This is a genomic window from Bacillus sp. F9_6S_D1_P_5 (genome assembly GCF_054823925.1).
On the sequence record NZ_JBTREW010000006.1, the window covers coordinates 44,785 to 62,005 of the forward strand.

A 17,221-nucleotide genomic window follows, 5' to 3' on the forward strand; every position below is an offset into this window, starting at 1 on the left:
TAAAATACTCTTTTATCTGTTATAACTCTTCTCCTCTCGTTTCGATTACATGTTTATACCAATGAAACGAAAGTTTCTTCTTACGTTTTAAGTTATCATTATGATCGACAAAAATAAAGCCATATTGCTTTTTGTATCCATTTAACCAACTTAAAAGGTCAATCACTGACCATGCATAATAACCTTTTAAATTGATTCCCTCTTCAATTGCACGCTTTATTACTTTTAAATGCTCTTCAATAAATTTAATTCTCGGAACATCTACAATTTCTCCGTCAATGATTGGATCTTCATCACCAAGTCCATTTTCCGTTACATACATCTTTATGTCACCGTAACGCTCTTTCAACATGTGTAATCCATCTAAGAAACCTTCGGGAGATATTTCCCATCCCCATTTCGTATATGTTTTATCATCCATTTTAATTGTTCGATAAAAACCATCAAAAGAAGGATTACCTGGAGCAAGTGTTGAGTTTTCTCGAGAATGCTCCCCGTCATTTATATCCATATCGTATCTTTCTACTCGTATTGGTTGATAATAATTTAAGCCAATAAAATCATTCTTTTCAGCATTTTGTTTAATGATTTCTAATTCTTCAACCGTCCAATTAGGAGTCCATCCTTTTTTCTTTAATTGTTGTAAAACATAAGACGGATACTCACCTTTTAAAACTGGATCATAATACCAATACGTTTCATATTCATTCGCATGCTTTGCTGCCAGTATATTTTCTTTTTGACCATCCACACTATAAGCAGGTAAGAAAACGTGTGTAATTCCAATTTCCCCATATTGTTTCAGCTGCTTGTACACCGCAACTGTTTTCGCATGCGCATAAAATACATAATGCGTCGCTTGAAAATACTTTGGAACATCATTTTGTATTCCTGGTGGATGTGCACCTTTTAAATAACCTAATCCACAAAACATTACTGTCTCATTAAAAGTAATCCAATGTTTAACTCTATCACCAAATGCCTTAAAACAAATTTCTGCGTATTTTACGAAAGCTTCTGCTGTTCGTTTATTCGTCCATCCACCATCTTTTTCTAACTGTAATGGTAAATCCCAATGATATAAAGTGACAAACGGTACAATCCCATATTTTAAACATTCATCAATTAAGTTGTTATAAAATTCGATTCCTTTTTCATTTACCTCTCCATCTCCAGTCGGCAATATTCTCGCCCAAGAAATAGAAAAACGATATGATTCTAACCCCATTTCAGCCATTAAACGAACATCTTCCTTATATCGATGATAATGATCAACAGCTACATCACCATTTGTTCCATTGTATGTTTTGCCAGGAATTTTGGAAAACTCATCCCAATTCGTAACACCTTTTCCATCTTCATTCCATGCACCTTCTACTTGATAAGAAGCTGAAGCAGCTCCGAATAAAAAATCATGTGGAAACTTCATATTATATACCTCCATTTCATTACAACAAATCAAATTTATATATATATATAAAATTTATAGGTACAAATTTTATATGTATGATTATATCGTATATTTTTATTTTTTTCTATCATGAAAGTATGATATCTAATGTTGGATTTTGGAAAACAAAAAGAAGCGACGTATTTTATCGCTTCTTACTCTCATCATTTTTATTCTTTTATAAGTGACTTATTCGCTCTTATAACTTCTTGATACAGCAATGGTGACCAATTTTCATTTATATAGTCTTGAATGATCCACCCTACTCTTGTAGGATTCTTTTGTTTTATATGGTTTGCAATTTCAGGGTTTATATAAGAGGCGTAGTAATATGGACTATTCCATGCTGTACCACCAGAAGACAAGCTTGTAAAATTAATATATAGATCATTTAAATCCTCACTATTGTTAATCGTTTCATTTATCGTATCTTTAATAGATTTTATCTTTTCATCATAACTCACTTTATATTTATCTTGCACTGTTACATTTACATTTTGATTTACAGTTGTCGTAAATGTCTCATTATCTGGCCAATAAAAATTATTATATCCTCCTGTTTCATTACTACTATACCTTTTTAACAACACAATTTTCCCACGAGCATCTCCCAACTTTATATTTCCTTCTGTTTTTAAAAAGATAGGATCAACAAAATAACTTTTTTCAAACGTATTACTAAAGGAACCTTCTGCTCCTTTCATATCCTCATACTCTTTTTTTAAAGACATAATAATTGTTTCACTTGGGTTATCTTTTAAAAAATGTTTCGCTTCGTTTATGAATTCATGCAGTGTTACATAAAGATATAATGGCCCATGATGAAGGACTATCGTATTATCATCTGTTAAACGTCCTCTTATATCAAAAATACGAGCTCCATGATCCATTTGGTAACGAAAATCATATTCTTGCGTCATTCCCCATACTTGCTTTATTGGATTTTGTAATTTGAACGTCCCGCTATCATGTGTTCCTGGAATTGAAATTCGTACTAATGGGATATTATCAGGTATAGGTTGCATCCACTTTGACCAATTTTCAAGCTCATTAACAGGGCTAGCTGCAACGACTCGCTTATCATGTAAAGCAAATACAAATGTGATAAATATCATACTACATATGAATAATTTCAAAATAAAATTATTATTGCTCACTATTATTCCTCCTTTTTCTGTTTTACATCAAACTTATTGAATATAATATAAGCTAGTTCATAAAAAATAAATAACATTTCATCATTATGAAATATTGCATAGAAGTAAAGTTAAAAAATCATTCACATATATTAAATTAGAAAAATTCACAGGAACTTCAATGTATTTTCGTATGCAATATTTCATATTCGGACTCTACACTAAATAAATAAGAAACTTATAATGATTATTTATTTTATATGTGCTAATATACTTACATTAAAATATTACATATAGACATTCTGAACTACATTACTTAACCGTTTCACCTTAATTTTTCTAGGAGGATTTACAATGAAATTATTAAAAATAAAGCATATAATACCTTTATCTGCAGCTGCAATTACATTCGTATGTAATCAAGGCACAGCTGAAGCATCTACCATTCATACAGTAAAAAAGAATGATACACTTTGGGGCATTAGTAAACAATATGGAATTTCCATACAATCCATTAAACAGGCTAACAATAAAGGAAACGATCAAACTTTTATTGGTGAACAGTTACATATTCCAGGGTCCACGAATTCAAAAGAAATCATCGTTCGTCAAAACGCCAAACCTGCGAACATTTCTGGACAAATTATTTATCAAGTACAACAGGGAGATTCATTAGAAACGATAGCAAAGCGTTACAACGTTACCGTTCAATCTATAAAACAAATTAATAATACAATCGGAAACAAACTTTATACAGGACAACATTTAAAAATTAATTCAAGCATTTCAGAAAAAGAAAAAGACTTAATGGCGCGCTTAGTTACCGCTGAAGCAGGTGGCGAATCCTATAAAGGTAAAGTAGCTGTAGCAAAGGTTATACTAAATCGTGTAAACGCAAAAGGTTTTCCAAATACAATAACAGGTGTTATTTATGAACCTATTAAACACGGCTATGCATTTACTCCTGTTACAGATGGAAGAATTAATCATCCTGCAAGTCCAGAAGCAAAAATGGCAGTAGAAGAGGCTATCTCCACAAATGGAATACATTCTGACTGGCTTTATTTCTATAATCCGAAAACATCAACAGACAAATGGATTACGACACGTCAAACAGTAGCAGTAATTGGTAACCATGCGTTTGCTAAATAAGAGTTGCAATCATTAACAGACCTCTTTACTTAAAAGGTCTGTTTTTTTATATGTAAAAATTTATTTATCATATGACATAGTGATTTTTAAAAACTATTCTTTCAAACATTTGTATTTACTCCACCACTTTGAGAAATTAAAAAAGCATCAGGTTCAAAAACTACCCCTTTATTAATAAAAGCTATTTCTTAACTTCATAAAATTGTTATACACTAGAGAAATAAAAACAAACTATTCGTTAGCAGGTGAAAGAATATGTATGATGTTACAATTATCGGAGCTGGAGTAAGTAGCATTTTCATGGCTTATTCACTAGCTAAAAGTAACAAAAAGGTTTTAATTCTTGATAAAGGTAAAGCGCTAGAAGATCGCCATTGTCCTTTAGACGAGGGAAAAGCGTGTACTTGTACTACATGTGCTAAATATTTCGGGTTTGGTGGTTTAGGAAAATCTGAAGGGAAATTTAATTATACAAACGGATTTGGCGGCGAACTTGAGCAAAAAGTCGGTAAAGAGGGCTTTATACAGCTCATGGCTGAAGTAGATGAAATTCTATGTCTGTTCGGAGGAAGTTCTGTTTCAAAATATTCTACGGAAAATCCAACTCTCAATAAGAGAGCTGAATCGTGTGGTTTGCAAATGCTAACGACAGAAGTACGGCATCTTGGCACTATCCTTTCAAGTGAGATTTTTCAGCAACTCTATGAATTTTTACTTACAAAAATAAATATACAATTTCTTATAGATGTGCAACATATTATGAAACAGAAAGATCATTTTACAATAGAGACAAATGAAGGAACAGTTCAATCTAAGCAACTAGTATTTGCAACTGGACGTTCCGGAGCGGATTGGTTAAAAAAAATGTGCACTTCTCTCAATATTTCTCAGGAACAAACTCGTGTAGATTTAGGTATTCGAGTAGAGATGAAAGAACACCAATTACGTTCTATATTAAAAGATACATTTGAGACAAAACTTTCTTATGAGCATGAACACTTCACTGCAACTACGTACTGTATGAATCCAAAAGGACGTATCATTAGAAAGTACGAAGAAGGTTTAGTTATGCCTGACGGTCAAAATTTTCGAGAGAAAGGAACTGGCACACCTAACTTAAATTTCACTTTATTTATTCCACGCTATTTTTCAACTCTCAAAGAAGCAAATATATACGCAAGTTCAATCATTAAAAACATTAACCAAGGACGAGATCGGATTGTTATTCAGCGCTTAGAGGACTTACTAAATGAAAAGCCCACAACAGAGGACGGCATGAAACATAACCGTATACATCCTACACTACAAGGAGATTATGGCGATTTGCATGCAGAAATTCCTCCATTATATATTGAAGGGCTTAAAGAGTTTTTATTACGCTTAGAACAATTTATCCAAGAACCGATTGATAAAGATACTTTGTTATATGCAATTGACGGAAAGTTCTATGCTCCTACGATAAAAATCAATAACTTTTTTGAAACAAGTGTACATGGACTATTTTTAGTTGGAGATTGTTCCGGTGTCACTCATTCCTTATCTCAAGCTGCTGCAAGTGGGTTGTATGTTGGAAAATATTTATCTCACATTTAATTTCCATAGTAATAGCTTACTATTTCCCCACAAAGAATCAGGATTTTACGAGATACATATTTAACATAACTATTGACATTCAATTCTAACAAATTGAATGTCAATAGTTTTAAAAGCCTCTATTCATTTCCACTTTCATTTGTTCGATATTTTGTAACATCATCATAGTGTTTAATATGTTAGGATGTCTATAAGTATTTTTTACTACAACTATGACTTTTTCTGTTCTGTTTCTAAAAAATAGATTTATGCTTTAAAATTCCCCATTGTACGTATATGAATACTTCATATTATGACCTTTAGAAAGCATAAGCTGAATGGTTCATTATACTCATATAGTTATAAAAATATAATATATAACATAAGTTAAATAAATTGTATAAAGAAGGTGTAACAATGAAAAATAAAATTAATTTACAAATGCAAAATATAAGCTTTGTTTTAATAATTGCTTTAGCAGTATGGTTAAAAACATATCTTATTACAAGATTCAGTTTTGATTTAAAAATTGAGTCTTCTACACAAGAGCTTATTTTATTTATTAGCCCACTCGCTACATCATTAGCTTTTGTCGGATTAGCATTATTTGCAACCGGTGAAAAGCGAAATTATATAGCGCTATGTATTAATTTCTTATTAACAATCGTACTCGTTGGGAATGTAATGTTCTATGATTTTTATAGTGATTTCGTAACGTTACCAGTACTTGGGCAAACATCAAACTTTGGTCAATTAGGCGGCAGTATTTTAGAAATATTGAACTATAAAATTATACTCGCTTTCGTAGACATTATTTTCTTCTTTATTTTGTTAAAGAAGAAGGCACTAGTCTTCCAAACAGGACGTGTAACTCATCCGGCACGTTTGTTATATTTTCTCTTAACGATTGGTGTATTTTTTGCAAATCTACATCTTGCAGAAAAAGAACGACCTGAACTGTTAACGAGATCATTCGACCGAGTTATGCTTGTTAAAAATTTAGGACTATACACTCATCAAGTATATGATTTAACACTGCAAGTAAAAGCAGGATCACAAAAAGCACTTGCTGATAGTAGTAAATTACAAGAAACTGAAAACTACGTAAAGGCAAACCAAAGTGAGCAAAACCCTAATATGTTTGGTGCAGCAAAAGGAAAAAACGTAATTGTCGTTACTCTTGAATCCTTGCAAACCTTCTTAATAGGCGCATCAGTTAACGGTCAAGAAGTTACGCCATTCTTGAATGAATTCATAAATGAAAGCTATTACTTCGATAACTTTTTCCACCAAACTGGGCAAGGAAAAACATCCGATTCTGAATTTCTAATTGATACGTCGTTGTATCCATTAAATCGAGGAGCTGTATTTTTCACGCACGGTAACAATGATTATACTGCGACTCCGGAAATTTTACGTCAGCAAGGCTATTTCACTTCTGTATTCCATGCGAATAACGCAACATTTTGGAATCGTAATATCATGTACTCTGCTCTTGGTTATGATCGTTACTATAACGAACTTGATTACAAAATTACGCCCGAAACACATTTAAATTGGGGATTAAAAGATATTGAATACTTCGATCAATCAGTAGATATGTTAAAAACCGTTGATCAACCATTTTACGCTCGTTTCCTTACGTTAACGAACCATTATCCATTTACGTATGATGAAGATACAAAATTCATTGAACCATATAACTCTGGTAATGGCGTATTTGATCGTTATATCGTAACGGCACGTTACTTAGACGAATCCATTAAAAGATTTATTGAGCGTTTAAAAGCAGAAGGAATGTATGATGATTCTATTATTGTGTTATACGGTGATCATTATGGTATTTCTGAAAAACATAATCGTGCAATGGCACAGTTTTTAGAAAAAGATCAAATAACAGAATTTGATACTTTAAATTTACAACGCACACCTTTATATATTCATATGCCTGGACAAACAGAAGGTCAAACGATTTCAAAGCCTACGGGACAAATCGATATGAAGCCTACGATTCTAAATTTATTAGGGATTGATACTACGAACGATATCCGTTTTGGTCATGATATGTTTTCAAATGAATATACCGGTTTTGTCGTTTTACGTGATGGTAGCTTTATTACAGACAAGTATGCATATACAAACAATACTTTTTATGACCGCATAACTGGTGAAATTGTAGATTTACCAAAAAAAGAAGCACAAGCACTCATTAACCGTGCACAAAATGAATTACGAATGTCTGACAAAATTATTGAAGGCGATTTATTACGTTTCTCAGAAAGTAATAAAATGAAAACTGGCGAAGTACAAACTAAAATTAAAGAGACTGAAAAATAATATAAATATGAAAAGGGAGCAACTCATTAAAGTTGCTCCCTTTTACTCTCTTATAACATATAATGCAATGTCATATAAAAACCTCATATATTTTACTTTTATTCTACGCTTGTTTCTAAAGTTACATCTGTATAGGTATAATCATCACCAATATTTAAAATTACTTCACATTGACGTAATCTCAATTCAAAGAGCATGATAGAATCATGGTAGACTTCAGGATTTGATTTCATTTTATGTAACATCTCTTGTTTTTCTTGTATTTCTAAACGAGTGTTTTCTACAACTCGTTTCAAGGAGTTAAATGGATTCCTAAAGAATATATGAATGTCCCTCTCTTGCGTGTTTTCAAATAGCTCAAATTGCAAGAAAAATTTCTTCATAATAGAAGTTGTTACCTCATTATAATCTTCATTTTCTACATACTGTTTATATTTGTTATATAGCATGCCTTTGTTTTTAGGAAGAACTCCAAATAATTTACCGGCACTTTTCAGTAAAAATTGCGCTGGTGTAAATCGACGTAAAATATTTACTTCATCCATTTGTATTCTAGTCGTCATTCTGTCAGCATCTCTGCTCCAGTCATCAAGCACTTTAAAATCACATGCTAACTGGATTCGATTTTCTCCAAATAAAGAATTAAGTCCTTCACTCAGTTCTTCAAGATATGATTGACTTTGAAGGAGCTCATTATTAGAAGTTTCAATCCAATTTTGCATAGAAAGAGCAAGTTTAGGTAATACCGTTTGTTCTAAGTATTTATGCACCCTCTCATTCATTGCTTTATTTAGTTCCGTATCCATGTGCCCGAAATCGCTTTCTTCACTAATTAAATCCGAACAACTCTGTAATATCTTCGGAATATTTTCAGTAAGATCGTTCATAATTTCCGTTTTCATTGTGCGATATGACTGTGTAATGAAATGAATTTTTTCCTTCTCAAAAGCAGTAAGATTATTAATGCTACCATTTAGTTTCACTAGCATATCTTCATTCCAATTAATCGCATCCACCAAATTATTTTCTTTCTCAACGCGTTTATCCAAAAGATATGTAATTGTTTTTCGAATGAAGAACAATAGCTTTTCAGTACGTTCTGCATTGATATTTTTATGATTAAAGTTAAAATGAATAAACTCAGTTAACTCATTTAACTGTTGACTACTTGTATATAGCGAAGAGTAAGGGAAAATTCTCGCTTGCGGGAAATATGTGTTTATTCTCGCTTGCGTATCATATAATACTCTTTTCACTTCTGCTTCACTGTATATGTTATCGATTTTATTTAATAAGAAATGAATTTGTAAATTTGGTGTATGTTCTTGAATGCTTAATAGAATGTCACGTTCTTTGTCAGTAAAAGGTGAATCCGCATTCAATACGAATAGTAATTCGTCTACAGAGTTTAAATATTCGAATATCTCATCTCTAGTGTCGTTATTCCTATTAAAGCCAGGTGTAACTACAAATGTAAGTTTATTTTCACTTAAAAATTTGCATGGTAATTTAAATTCAACACATGCTCTATCTCTATATGTTTGATGGTGTTGAGACATCATATTATGGTAATCAGAGATATCTTCCGTTGTTGTAATTGCAGAGTCTGTTATGGCGTTAATTTCTGTATGAGCATCATTTTTTAAAACTACTACATTCGAAATTGATTTTTCTACTATATTTTCTCCTAATATAGAGTTAATAAATGTAGTTTTTCCGTTCCCTGAAGTTCCTGTTACTAAAATGCGGTTTGTGCTTAAATCTGCGAGTTCACCAACTAACCATCTAAATCGGTGACCTATTTCTATATTATGCTCTTGTGCCCACTCTGTAATAGATTCAAAAAGATGTAAACTATACTCTAAGCCATTCACATGATTAATAGAATATAACAACAGGTTTTCCGCATGTTTTATATCGTCTGAATCTATTTTGGAAGGGAAAATCTCATCCCATGCCAATATAGCTGCTGATGGGAATACAGCATAAGATGGATTGACTACCTTTAACCAATTTGTTAACAAGTTTGGAATGATGTCGTGCAATTGTTTAAGCATATATTGACCTTGAATTAATTCAAAGTACGTTTCTTCGTAAAGAGAAGAAATTTTGTCCCATATATCGGACGAATGTATTTCAATATGTAAGAAAAATTCATTTATTGTGTTAAGCCATAATAAGTAATTTTGTTCATTTTTATAACTGTTCCAAAGTGATGAAACCATTTGCGTAAATTGTACTTGATCTACATTATTTAACGTAACTAATACTTCATAGAAATAATCTGGTGCAATATGTTTAGTAAATCTTTTATCGATATATCCTTTTAAAACCTCAAACCACGGATAAGATTCTGTTCGAATTAACTCATTCACAGCAAGCTCTACTGCACTATCAAAATCTTGCTGCTCCTCATAAAAGGAACGGGCAATTTTTGTGACATTTGGATAATCCGGATTTAAAGAAACTGCTTCTTTAATAACAGCGAAAGCTGAGTCAACATTATTTTGCTCTATGTAAAGAGAAAGTAATTGTAGTCTAATTTCCGTCATCAATATTATATTATCAGTAGTAATGGAAGTATAAACATTTTCAGCAACTTGTAATTGATTAAGCTCGAAATAAGCATCCGCAATATTTTTTTGTGCCCATGGTGCTAATTCATTATTAACTTTCTCCCATTTAAAAATAGCTGCTTCAAAATCTTGATGCTGATAATAAAACTCACCTTGTGCAAAACGAATGTAAGATCCATCAGAAATCTCATTTCTTTCTTCGTTTACATAAACTTCTCCAAGTACGTCAAGAGGTGGTTTTGTTTCATTCTCCATTAGGAATGTTTCATAATACATCTTTTTTATTAATTGTTTTTCTACTCTCATCTTTTCCCCCACTATATCTTGAAAATACATTTTTAAGATATGTCAATACTTTTTGTATGTATGCTTTTTATCTTAACAAAGAATATCTTTTGGAAAATTTCATTTTCCTTTCATTTTTCAAGTAAGATTGAATTTTTATGAGAAAAGTTTCAGTTTTTTTTCAATTCCCTTTCAGTTATGAAACAGCATTAAATGTTCCTAATAACCTAATAACACTATAATCACCCGCATTATATTATCAGGAAAAACCTATATAAACCATATTATAAAAACAATTTATAGAGAATATATATGCAACATTCTCTTCACGAACACATAAAAGAAATCATTATCATACATTTCTCACATTGTTTTTCTTTGAAATATTTCAGTAAGTACGGAATTAAATTCCATTAACCTATATAAATAACTAGTCCAAAAAAAATCTATATGCATATCATGTTATAGTAAAGAACTCAGGAAATCCTAAAAGGAGGCATTTTCATGTTTGAAGATAAATCTAAAATAAACTACCCATATGAATTTACGGAAACTACAACAATTCCGCTAAAAAATCCCATCAATAAAAACTTCAAAAACGGCTCTGGTACACATACTTTCCCAATTAAAAAACACTATAAAGAACAGGTGTTATATACGGAAAAAATTAATAATAATAAAAACAAATAATCTGATAAGCTCTTAAGCAATTAATCAAATAAGTGTCTATATATTAGACCTTGCATAGTTATAGGTATAAATTAATCTTTCTTATACAATTCATGTACTTTTAAAAAGTGCTGATATACAGCGCTTTTTTATACATAGATAATGGAAGAACAAAAAAGGTATGGATAGTTTCCATACCTTTTTTGTTCTTTACTATTTATAAATGGCGTACGTTCATGTTTATTTCACTTAATAGCACTTTAATGGCCCTTCTAGAAGTCATTGGATTAAATTTATATCCCTTCTGATTCCTACTTTCTATAAGCTATTATTGCTCTATTATATATATTTTAAAATTTACCAAACGCAGTTTCAAAGCTAATTAGTTTTCATAAAATATTTTTTGTTTTCGTTGGAACGGATAGGCTTTAATCTCATCTGTATCTAAATTTTCATGAAATAAATGAATGGCTATAATTTGTCTACAATCGTAGGTATGATAATAATATGTTCCGGACTCCATACACATTACGCTTGTATAAATGGTATTATCTAATGCACCTTCTTCTGTTATTACTCCACCTTTAGGAACCTCGCAATTTGATAAAATATGAAATAGGGCTGATACTCCCTCTTCTTCACTATCTATACCTTGAATGTTTTGTTTGCCATATGCTGCCCGCACAAACCTTGATGGTGGGGTGAAATCTCCTGGAAGTCCCATTGAGCCTGAGCCCTGACCAAAAGCACTTAATGGTAAGTTACTCCACTCAGTTGGCGCGAATGGCCGCGATTTAAGGCCTATATATTGTCTTAAATTTTGTAAATGCCAATTAAACTCCGGACTATTCGTCATCACTCCTAGTGGGTTATCATACAATTTTAATCCTTCACTTGTCGGCTCCAGTACAATGCAATCTCCCCATTTATCCGCTAAAATCCAATGTAGTGGTGGCGTAAGTCCTAAATCCGGTAATGGTATATCCAAAAAGGTAAGGCTATCTACAGATTCCTTTAACTCTTTGACAGAATTGAATTGTGTTAGACTCCAAGTTACAAAATCAAATGGAGCCAAATTCGTTTTGTTGTCATCTATGCTTTGACTATAAGTAGCGAATCCTGGAAAATAGAGTGTTGCACATGTCATACCTGCTTCATTTACTCCGTCCGCCATAATGATCCTTCCTTGATGATTAATCCCCATTCCGACCGTAGCATGTTTCGTATTAATGATTTCACCCGTTATATTATTCCACTGATAATGTCGAGGAATGATTATTACTTCTTGATTCATATCTAATGTGAAGTCCATCGTTCTTGCAAAAAGATGCTGACCGTTTTTTGTCTGTAATGTCAAACTCGTACACATAAAGAACACCCCATTTTATGGTTTTATCTACACTTTACATAATTCTGATAAGTCTGTAAATTAAAACCTCTTTCCTTACCAAAAATTGATAAAGCATATACAAAGTACAAATAGGTTGAGGTTATCTCTAGTTTATAAAAAAATTTAAAAATATAGTTGCAAAAGAATTATATGAAAAAGGAGCGACTTGTTATAATCTGTACCCTCTGTACTACACTGATATTTCCAAAATAACTTTTGCACCTCGCAGCTTTTCCGAATTGCTTAAGTGAAGGTTTCCACCGTGTTGCTTTGCAAAATTTTTAGCAATGTATAAGCCCATTCCATGATGATTTTTAGAGTTTCTACTTTTATCTCCTCTATAAAACTGCTCTGTAGCTGAATTTATTTCCTCTTCTGTAAACCCTCTTCCCGAGTCCTCGACAATAAATTGTAGTTTTTCACTAAGCATTTCCACTGAAAACATCAAGTCACCATTTGTTGGAGAATATTCAATTGCATTCATCATTATATTCATAATGGCTCTTTTCAAAGCAGTCTCATCACCATGAATCAAATTTGGTATATCCTGAACATTTTTAATTAAATTTAACTGTTTGCCCAAAACACAAATTGTACTTTCTTCTATAATATTACGAATAAATTTATGTAGATCTATTTGCTTAAATTGAAGTGAAGTGCCTTCCTCACATTTCGTAATATCGAGTAAAGTTTTCATATACATTTCCATCTCATCAACACTTTTCAAAATATGCTCATTACATTTCTTCTGATTTAAATCTAGCGTTGATTCATTTAATAGCTCTGCATTCCCTCTCAATATCGTTAATGGCGTCTTAATGTCATGTGCCAAAGCAGCAATCTGCTCTCTTCTATTCGTTTCCATATCCCATTGTGTACGTAAGGAACTATTCAACTCATCTTTCATTTTCACTAAAGAATTTAATACTTCATTCACTTCTATTATTTTAGATTGTTCTACTTGAAAATCTAAATCTTCTTTTTGAATTTTATCCGTTATATTTTTTAAAATCAGCATTTCCTTTGACAATGTTTTGCCAAAATAGCGAGATAGAATTATCACTTCTGCAACAAATAATAGAATAAAAAGGACAATTTCACAAACTTCCGGATTCGGTAAATACTTCTGCAAAAAAAGATTTTTAAAATTAGCATGTAAAGTATATAGAATGACACAAACATCTTTATCGCGTTCTATAATTGCATAATAATACTTACTATCGCCTTTTTCATCATTCTGCATGTTATTCCATATTTGCCCCGCGTATTCTTTATTAATACTCCCTTGAATAACGTTCCCTGAAAAATCATACACAGCATATTTATATTGTTTTAAAATTTGATCATCGTCCTGTTCGGCTTTAACTATGGCGTCTCTTTGTGATTCAATCTGCTTTTCATAATAATTCGCTGGAAGGATTATCTCTGCGTTAACTCCAATTTGGAATAGAACCATAAAAAAAGTAACTAATGCAATCGTCCCTATTGAAAATGCAAAGATATACTGGATTAATATTTTGCTAAGGTTGACTTGTTTTTTTACTTTCTCCATTTATAACCAATTCCCCATACTGTTTCTATTGGATTGATGTCATGCTTACATAATTTTTGACGGATATTTTTAATATGTTCTACAATTACTTGGTTATCACTTTCTCCCTCATATCCGAAAACATTTTCGTAAATCTTTTCTCTTGAAAATACTTGTCCATGATTCAAAGCTAAATATTCACAAATTCCGTACTCACTTTTCGTAAATGCGATAGATGTATCGTCATGCCATATTTCTTTACATGATAGATGAAATGTAAGACCTGACAAAAAAAATGCATTTTGCTTTTCTCTATGCTCACGCCTTACATGTGCAGACACCCTCGCACGCAGTTCTCCAATTCCAAAAGGTTTTGTAATATAGTCATCTCCGCCGAGGCTAAGCCCTGTAATCAGATCCTTCTCCATTGTTTTGGCAGTTAGAAACACAATTGGACTATCGACCAAATCTCGTATTTCCTTACACAGTGTAAATCCATCTATTTCTGGCATCATGACATCCAATAGAATTAAATCATAATGACAAAATTTATCCTTTGATATTGCAAGAGGATTACTAACGGCTGTTACCTCATGACCTTCTTTCTCTAAAGCACTTTTAATAATATAAAGGATACCGTCCTCATCATCAATTGCTAATATTCTTGCCATATAGAATCTCCCCCCTCGTTTCCATTATAATACAAATACATTTACATTTCTTTGCGCCCTTCATAAAAGGAAAACCACATAAGGGAAATAACAAATGCAATGATCGTGAAACAAACGCAAATCACTGCTCCTATTTTTGCCTCTACTTGTAAGACATGAATAGAATCGGGACTCAATTTGTGTTCCAAAAAATAATTGCATAATCTCACACTCCACGCACATGGTGTGTATTTCCAAATCACATCTCCCATCCCTGTAAGCATTAAAGCTGCCAGCAAGATTTCTATAATTCCAATCCCAATGGAAGTACCTTTACTAAAACGAAGATTTAAGAACAGATGCCATATATACATAAAGATTTGACAACCAAAAAGAATGAAGGAAATTTCAACATACAAAGCAAATGGAAAGTCACTTTGCCCTAACAGAAAATGAAACCCTGCCGCAAACCCAACGACTGCCAACATAGTTGAACAAAACCCACATATTAAAAGTAAACATACTTTACTAATAAATACTTTACGCCTTCCGTATTCCGTTGATAAAAGTTCTTTAAAATTCCCTGCCACAGCCTCTTGTTCCACAACAGAAGAACACACAATGCTAATTAGCAACGGAAAAGATATCGATAATACTTGGATATATCCTGAAACCTTATTTATAGAATCAACTTTTGAAATGGAATAATAACTTAAAAAAAGAGCAATACCGATGATTGGCATCGCTATATGTATCCAGAAAAAAATCGTATGTTTCATTTTTATAAAATCAGCTCTTAATATCCTCGACAAAACCGCCATATTATTTTGCCTCCTGCTTTTCAAACCATTTTGCCGTCATATAAGTGAACAAAAGGAACAACACGACAGAAATTGCCACGCCTGGCAGAATTGCATCGTAGGAAAGGAGTTCTGGTTTGAACGTTACACTTCCGGTTTCTGCATATAGACCATTTGGTAGTATTTTTAAAATAGGAATCATAAGTCTACTTGGATATGTGTATGGACTAATCATCCAAATATTTTCTGTTGCTAATATAACCCCAAAAAGTCCATTTGCCCCTATATTCAATAGAATTGTCGGAAATAGACCTATTTTATTACCTAAAAACAAGCATATCGGAATTTGCCACATAAAAGTAACGATTAAAAGAACACTTCCTAATAGCGCATTTACGGTAGGAATGATTCGGAAATTCTCCTTATTTAATAGTAAACTAGATAACTGGATTCCACAGAAAAAAAGTATGCATGAAAAGCTCAAAATCCCTACAATTAGTAATACTTTAGAAATCCATACTCGTTTTAATGAAACTGGTAACGATAAGATAGATCGATTATTCATTTTCTTATCTTTCTCCGCAAGAAGTACACAACTTAAAGAAATCATTCCTGGAAGCATCGTAATGTACCACCAATTGTAACTAGATAATTGAAAATAATCCGCCGATAATAAAAAAGCAATTAGTATTGTAGCAAAGGGAACTAGCCATATAAGTTTGTTCAAAAAAGTATGTTTAATTTTAATTTTTTCAGATGCAATATATAAATTCATTTCTTATACCTCCCTTCTATACTTTCCAGCCACTTGTACAAATAAATCTTCCAAGTCATCATTCTTATTCAATTTCCCCTGATACCCCAATACACCACCTGATATAATCCCAACATGATCTGCAATTTGACTTACTTCGCTTAAAATATGACTCGATAAAATGACCGTAATTCCTTTTCCCGGAAAGGATAGAATGAGTTTTCTTAATTCCTGAATTCCAAAAGGATCCAGTCCATTCATTGGCTCGTCTAATATTAAAAACTTCGGATGGTTTAGCAATGCAATCGCAATTCCCAATCGTTGCTTCATCCCCATAGAAAAATCCTTCGCTTTTTTCTTATCTGTATTCTCTAGCTCCACAACATGCAATACTTCATCTATCCTTGATTTAGGCAAACCTAAAACAGTCGTACGAACCAACAGATTTTCTCTTGCTGTTAAATTTTCATAAAGCGGAGGAGACTCAATTAAAGCACCAATAGAATGTAAATCATGCCGCGTCCATTTATGACCATCAAAATAAATCTCACCAGAAGTAGGTATAAGCATACCTGTTATCATTTTTAAAGTTGTCGATTTCCCTGCCCCATTAGGACCTAACAATCCATAAATTGCATATTTCGGTACAGAGAGCGAAATATTTTGTACTACACTTTGCTTTCTAAATGTTTTGCAAAGATTTTTTGTTTCTAACATCATCTCAGTCATTCTAAACTTCCTCCTCGTATATTGTAATTCTAGAGTAAACGACAATTATAAGGATTCTATAAGGAAAATGAAAAAACATATGGTCAAAGAAAAAGTTCTTTTCTCACGGAACTTTAATCTTTTCCCCATATGTTTTTCGTATTCTATTTCTAAAACATTTAAAGTTCATACAATTTTTGAATATAACATG

13 protein-coding genes are annotated in these 17,221 nt (G+C 32.2%); 4 read left to right on the forward strand and 9 right to left on the reverse strand.

Annotated features, from left to right (window positions below; genetic code table 11):
- Nucleotides 1-19 precede the first annotated feature (19 nt).
- Together ACUXEY_RS09315 and ACUXEY_RS09320 are read right to left on the reverse strand one after the other, a co-directional pair.
- Nucleotides 20-1,429 carry a GH1 family beta-glucosidase gene (locus ACUXEY_RS09315; RefSeq protein ID WP_461300551.1) on the reverse strand — a complete coding sequence of 470 codons (1,410 nt, stop codon included), beginning with the start codon at nt 1,427-1,429 and terminating at the stop codon, nt 20-22.
- 191 nt (nt 1,430-1,620) lie between these two features.
- On the reverse strand, nt 1,621-2,607 hold the full coding sequence (locus ACUXEY_RS09320; protein WP_461300552.1) for a phosphatidylinositol-specific phospholipase C: 987 nt from the start codon (nt 2,605-2,607) through the stop codon (nt 1,621-1,623).
- 333 nt (nt 2,608-2,940) lie between these two features.
- On the opposite strand from ACUXEY_RS09320, the gene ACUXEY_RS09325 reads away from it, so the two are divergent.
- The 3 genes from ACUXEY_RS09325 (at nt 2,941) to ACUXEY_RS09335 (ending at nt 7,647) form a co-directional block, all read left to right on the forward strand.
- Nucleotides 2,941-3,738, forward strand: coding sequence for a cell wall hydrolase (locus ACUXEY_RS09325; RefSeq protein ID WP_461300553.1), 798 nt, complete (start codon nt 2,941-2,943; stop codon nt 3,736-3,738).
- A 255-nt stretch (nt 3,739-3,993) separates the two neighbouring features.
- Complete coding sequence (locus tag ACUXEY_RS09330) at nt 3,994-5,331, forward strand: NAD(P)/FAD-dependent oxidoreductase (protein WP_166702067.1); 1,338 nt, start codon at nt 3,994-3,996, stop codon at nt 5,329-5,331.
- A 396-nt stretch (nt 5,332-5,727) separates the two neighbouring features.
- On the forward strand, nt 5,728-7,647 hold the full coding sequence (locus tag ACUXEY_RS09335; RefSeq protein WP_461300554.1) for an LTA synthase family protein: 1,920 nt from the start codon (nt 5,728-5,730) through the stop codon (nt 7,645-7,647).
- A 98-nt stretch (nt 7,648-7,745) separates the two neighbouring features.
- Here the strand turns inward: ACUXEY_RS09335 and ACUXEY_RS09340 are convergent, their stop codons facing one another.
- Entirely contained in the window at nt 7,746-10,559 is a 2,814-nt protein-coding gene (locus tag ACUXEY_RS09340; RefSeq protein ID WP_461300555.1) for a dynamin family protein, read from the reverse strand.
- 453 nt (nt 10,560-11,012) lie between these two features.
- Here ACUXEY_RS09340 and ACUXEY_RS09345 point away from each other — a divergent pair, with 453 nt between their 5' ends.
- The gene (locus ACUXEY_RS09345; RefSeq protein ID WP_000461128.1) at nt 11,013-11,198 is read left to right on the forward strand and encodes a hypothetical protein; all 186 of its coding nucleotides are present in this window, start codon (nt 11,013-11,015) and stop codon (nt 11,196-11,198) included.
- Between the two features lie 361 nt (nt 11,199-11,559).
- On the opposite strand, the gene ACUXEY_RS09350 is transcribed toward ACUXEY_RS09345, so the two are convergent.
- From ACUXEY_RS09350 to ACUXEY_RS09375, 6 genes are all read right to left on the reverse strand, one after another.
- Entirely contained in the window at nt 11,560-12,546 is a 987-nt protein-coding gene (locus tag ACUXEY_RS09350; RefSeq protein WP_461300556.1) for a choloylglycine hydrolase family protein, read from the reverse strand.
- Nucleotides 12,547-12,757: 211 nt separating this feature from the next.
- Nucleotides 12,758-14,119 carry an ATP-binding protein gene (locus tag ACUXEY_RS09355; RefSeq protein WP_461300557.1) on the reverse strand — a complete coding sequence of 454 codons (1,362 nt, stop codon included), beginning with the start codon at nt 14,117-14,119 and terminating at the stop codon, nt 12,758-12,760.
- Nucleotides 14,107-14,769 (reverse strand): response regulator transcription factor, encoded by a 663-nt coding sequence (locus ACUXEY_RS09360; RefSeq protein WP_461300558.1) that lies wholly within the window; start codon nt 14,767-14,769, stop codon nt 14,107-14,109. Before ACUXEY_RS09360 ends, ACUXEY_RS09355 begins: the two co-directional genes overlap by 13 nt.
- 41 nt (nt 14,770-14,810) lie before the next feature.
- Nucleotides 14,811-15,569 (reverse strand): lantibiotic immunity ABC transporter MutG family permease subunit, encoded by a 759-nt coding sequence (locus ACUXEY_RS09365; protein WP_461300559.1) that lies wholly within the window; start codon nt 15,567-15,569, stop codon nt 14,811-14,813.
- 1 nt (nt 15,570) lies between these two features.
- Nucleotides 15,571-16,323, reverse strand: coding sequence for a lantibiotic immunity ABC transporter MutE/EpiE family permease subunit (locus tag ACUXEY_RS09370; protein WP_166702060.1), 753 nt, complete (start codon nt 16,321-16,323; stop codon nt 15,571-15,573).
- Nucleotides 16,324-16,326: 3 nt separating this feature from the next.
- Entirely contained in the window at nt 16,327-17,031 is a 705-nt protein-coding gene (locus ACUXEY_RS09375) for a lantibiotic protection ABC transporter ATP-binding protein (protein ID WP_461300560.1), read from the reverse strand.
- Nucleotides 17,032-17,221: the final 190 nt, after the last annotated feature.

Coding starts and splice junctions, on each gene's coding strand:
- ACUXEY_RS09335 (WP_461300554.1), top strand. CDS start 5,728: ATGAAAAATAAAATTAATTTACAAATGCAAAATATAAGCTTTGTTTTA.
- ACUXEY_RS09350 (WP_461300556.1), bottom strand. CDS start 12,546: ATGTGTACGAGTTTGACATTACAGACAAAAAACGGTCAGCATCTTTTT.
- ACUXEY_RS09330 (WP_166702067.1), top strand. CDS start 3,994: ATGTATGATGTTACAATTATCGGAGCTGGAGTAAGTAGCATTTTCATG.
- ACUXEY_RS09340 (WP_461300555.1), bottom strand. CDS start 10,559: ATGTATTTTCAAGATATAGTGGGGGAAAAGATGAGAGTAGAAAAACAA.
- ACUXEY_RS09370 (WP_166702060.1), bottom strand. CDS start 16,323: ATGAATTTATATATTGCATCTGAAAAAATTAAAATTAAACATACTTTT.
- ACUXEY_RS09375 (WP_461300560.1), bottom strand. CDS start 17,031: ATGACTGAGATGATGTTAGAAACAAAAAATCTTTGCAAAACATTTAGA.
- ACUXEY_RS09345 (WP_000461128.1), top strand. CDS start 11,013: ATGTTTGAAGATAAATCTAAAATAAACTACCCATATGAATTTACGGAA.
- ACUXEY_RS09360 (WP_461300558.1), bottom strand. CDS start 14,769: ATGGCAAGAATATTAGCAATTGATGATGAGGACGGTATCCTTTATATT.
- ACUXEY_RS09315 (WP_461300551.1), bottom strand. CDS start 1,429: ATGAAGTTTCCACATGATTTTTTATTCGGAGCTGCTTCAGCTTCTTAT.
- ACUXEY_RS09355 (WP_461300557.1), bottom strand. CDS start 14,119: ATGGAGAAAGTAAAAAAACAAGTCAACCTTAGCAAAATATTAATCCAG.
- ACUXEY_RS09365 (WP_461300559.1), bottom strand. CDS start 15,569: ATGGCGGTTTTGTCGAGGATATTAAGAGCTGATTTTATAAAAATGAAA.
- ACUXEY_RS09325 (WP_461300553.1), top strand. CDS start 2,941: ATGAAATTATTAAAAATAAAGCATATAATACCTTTATCTGCAGCTGCA.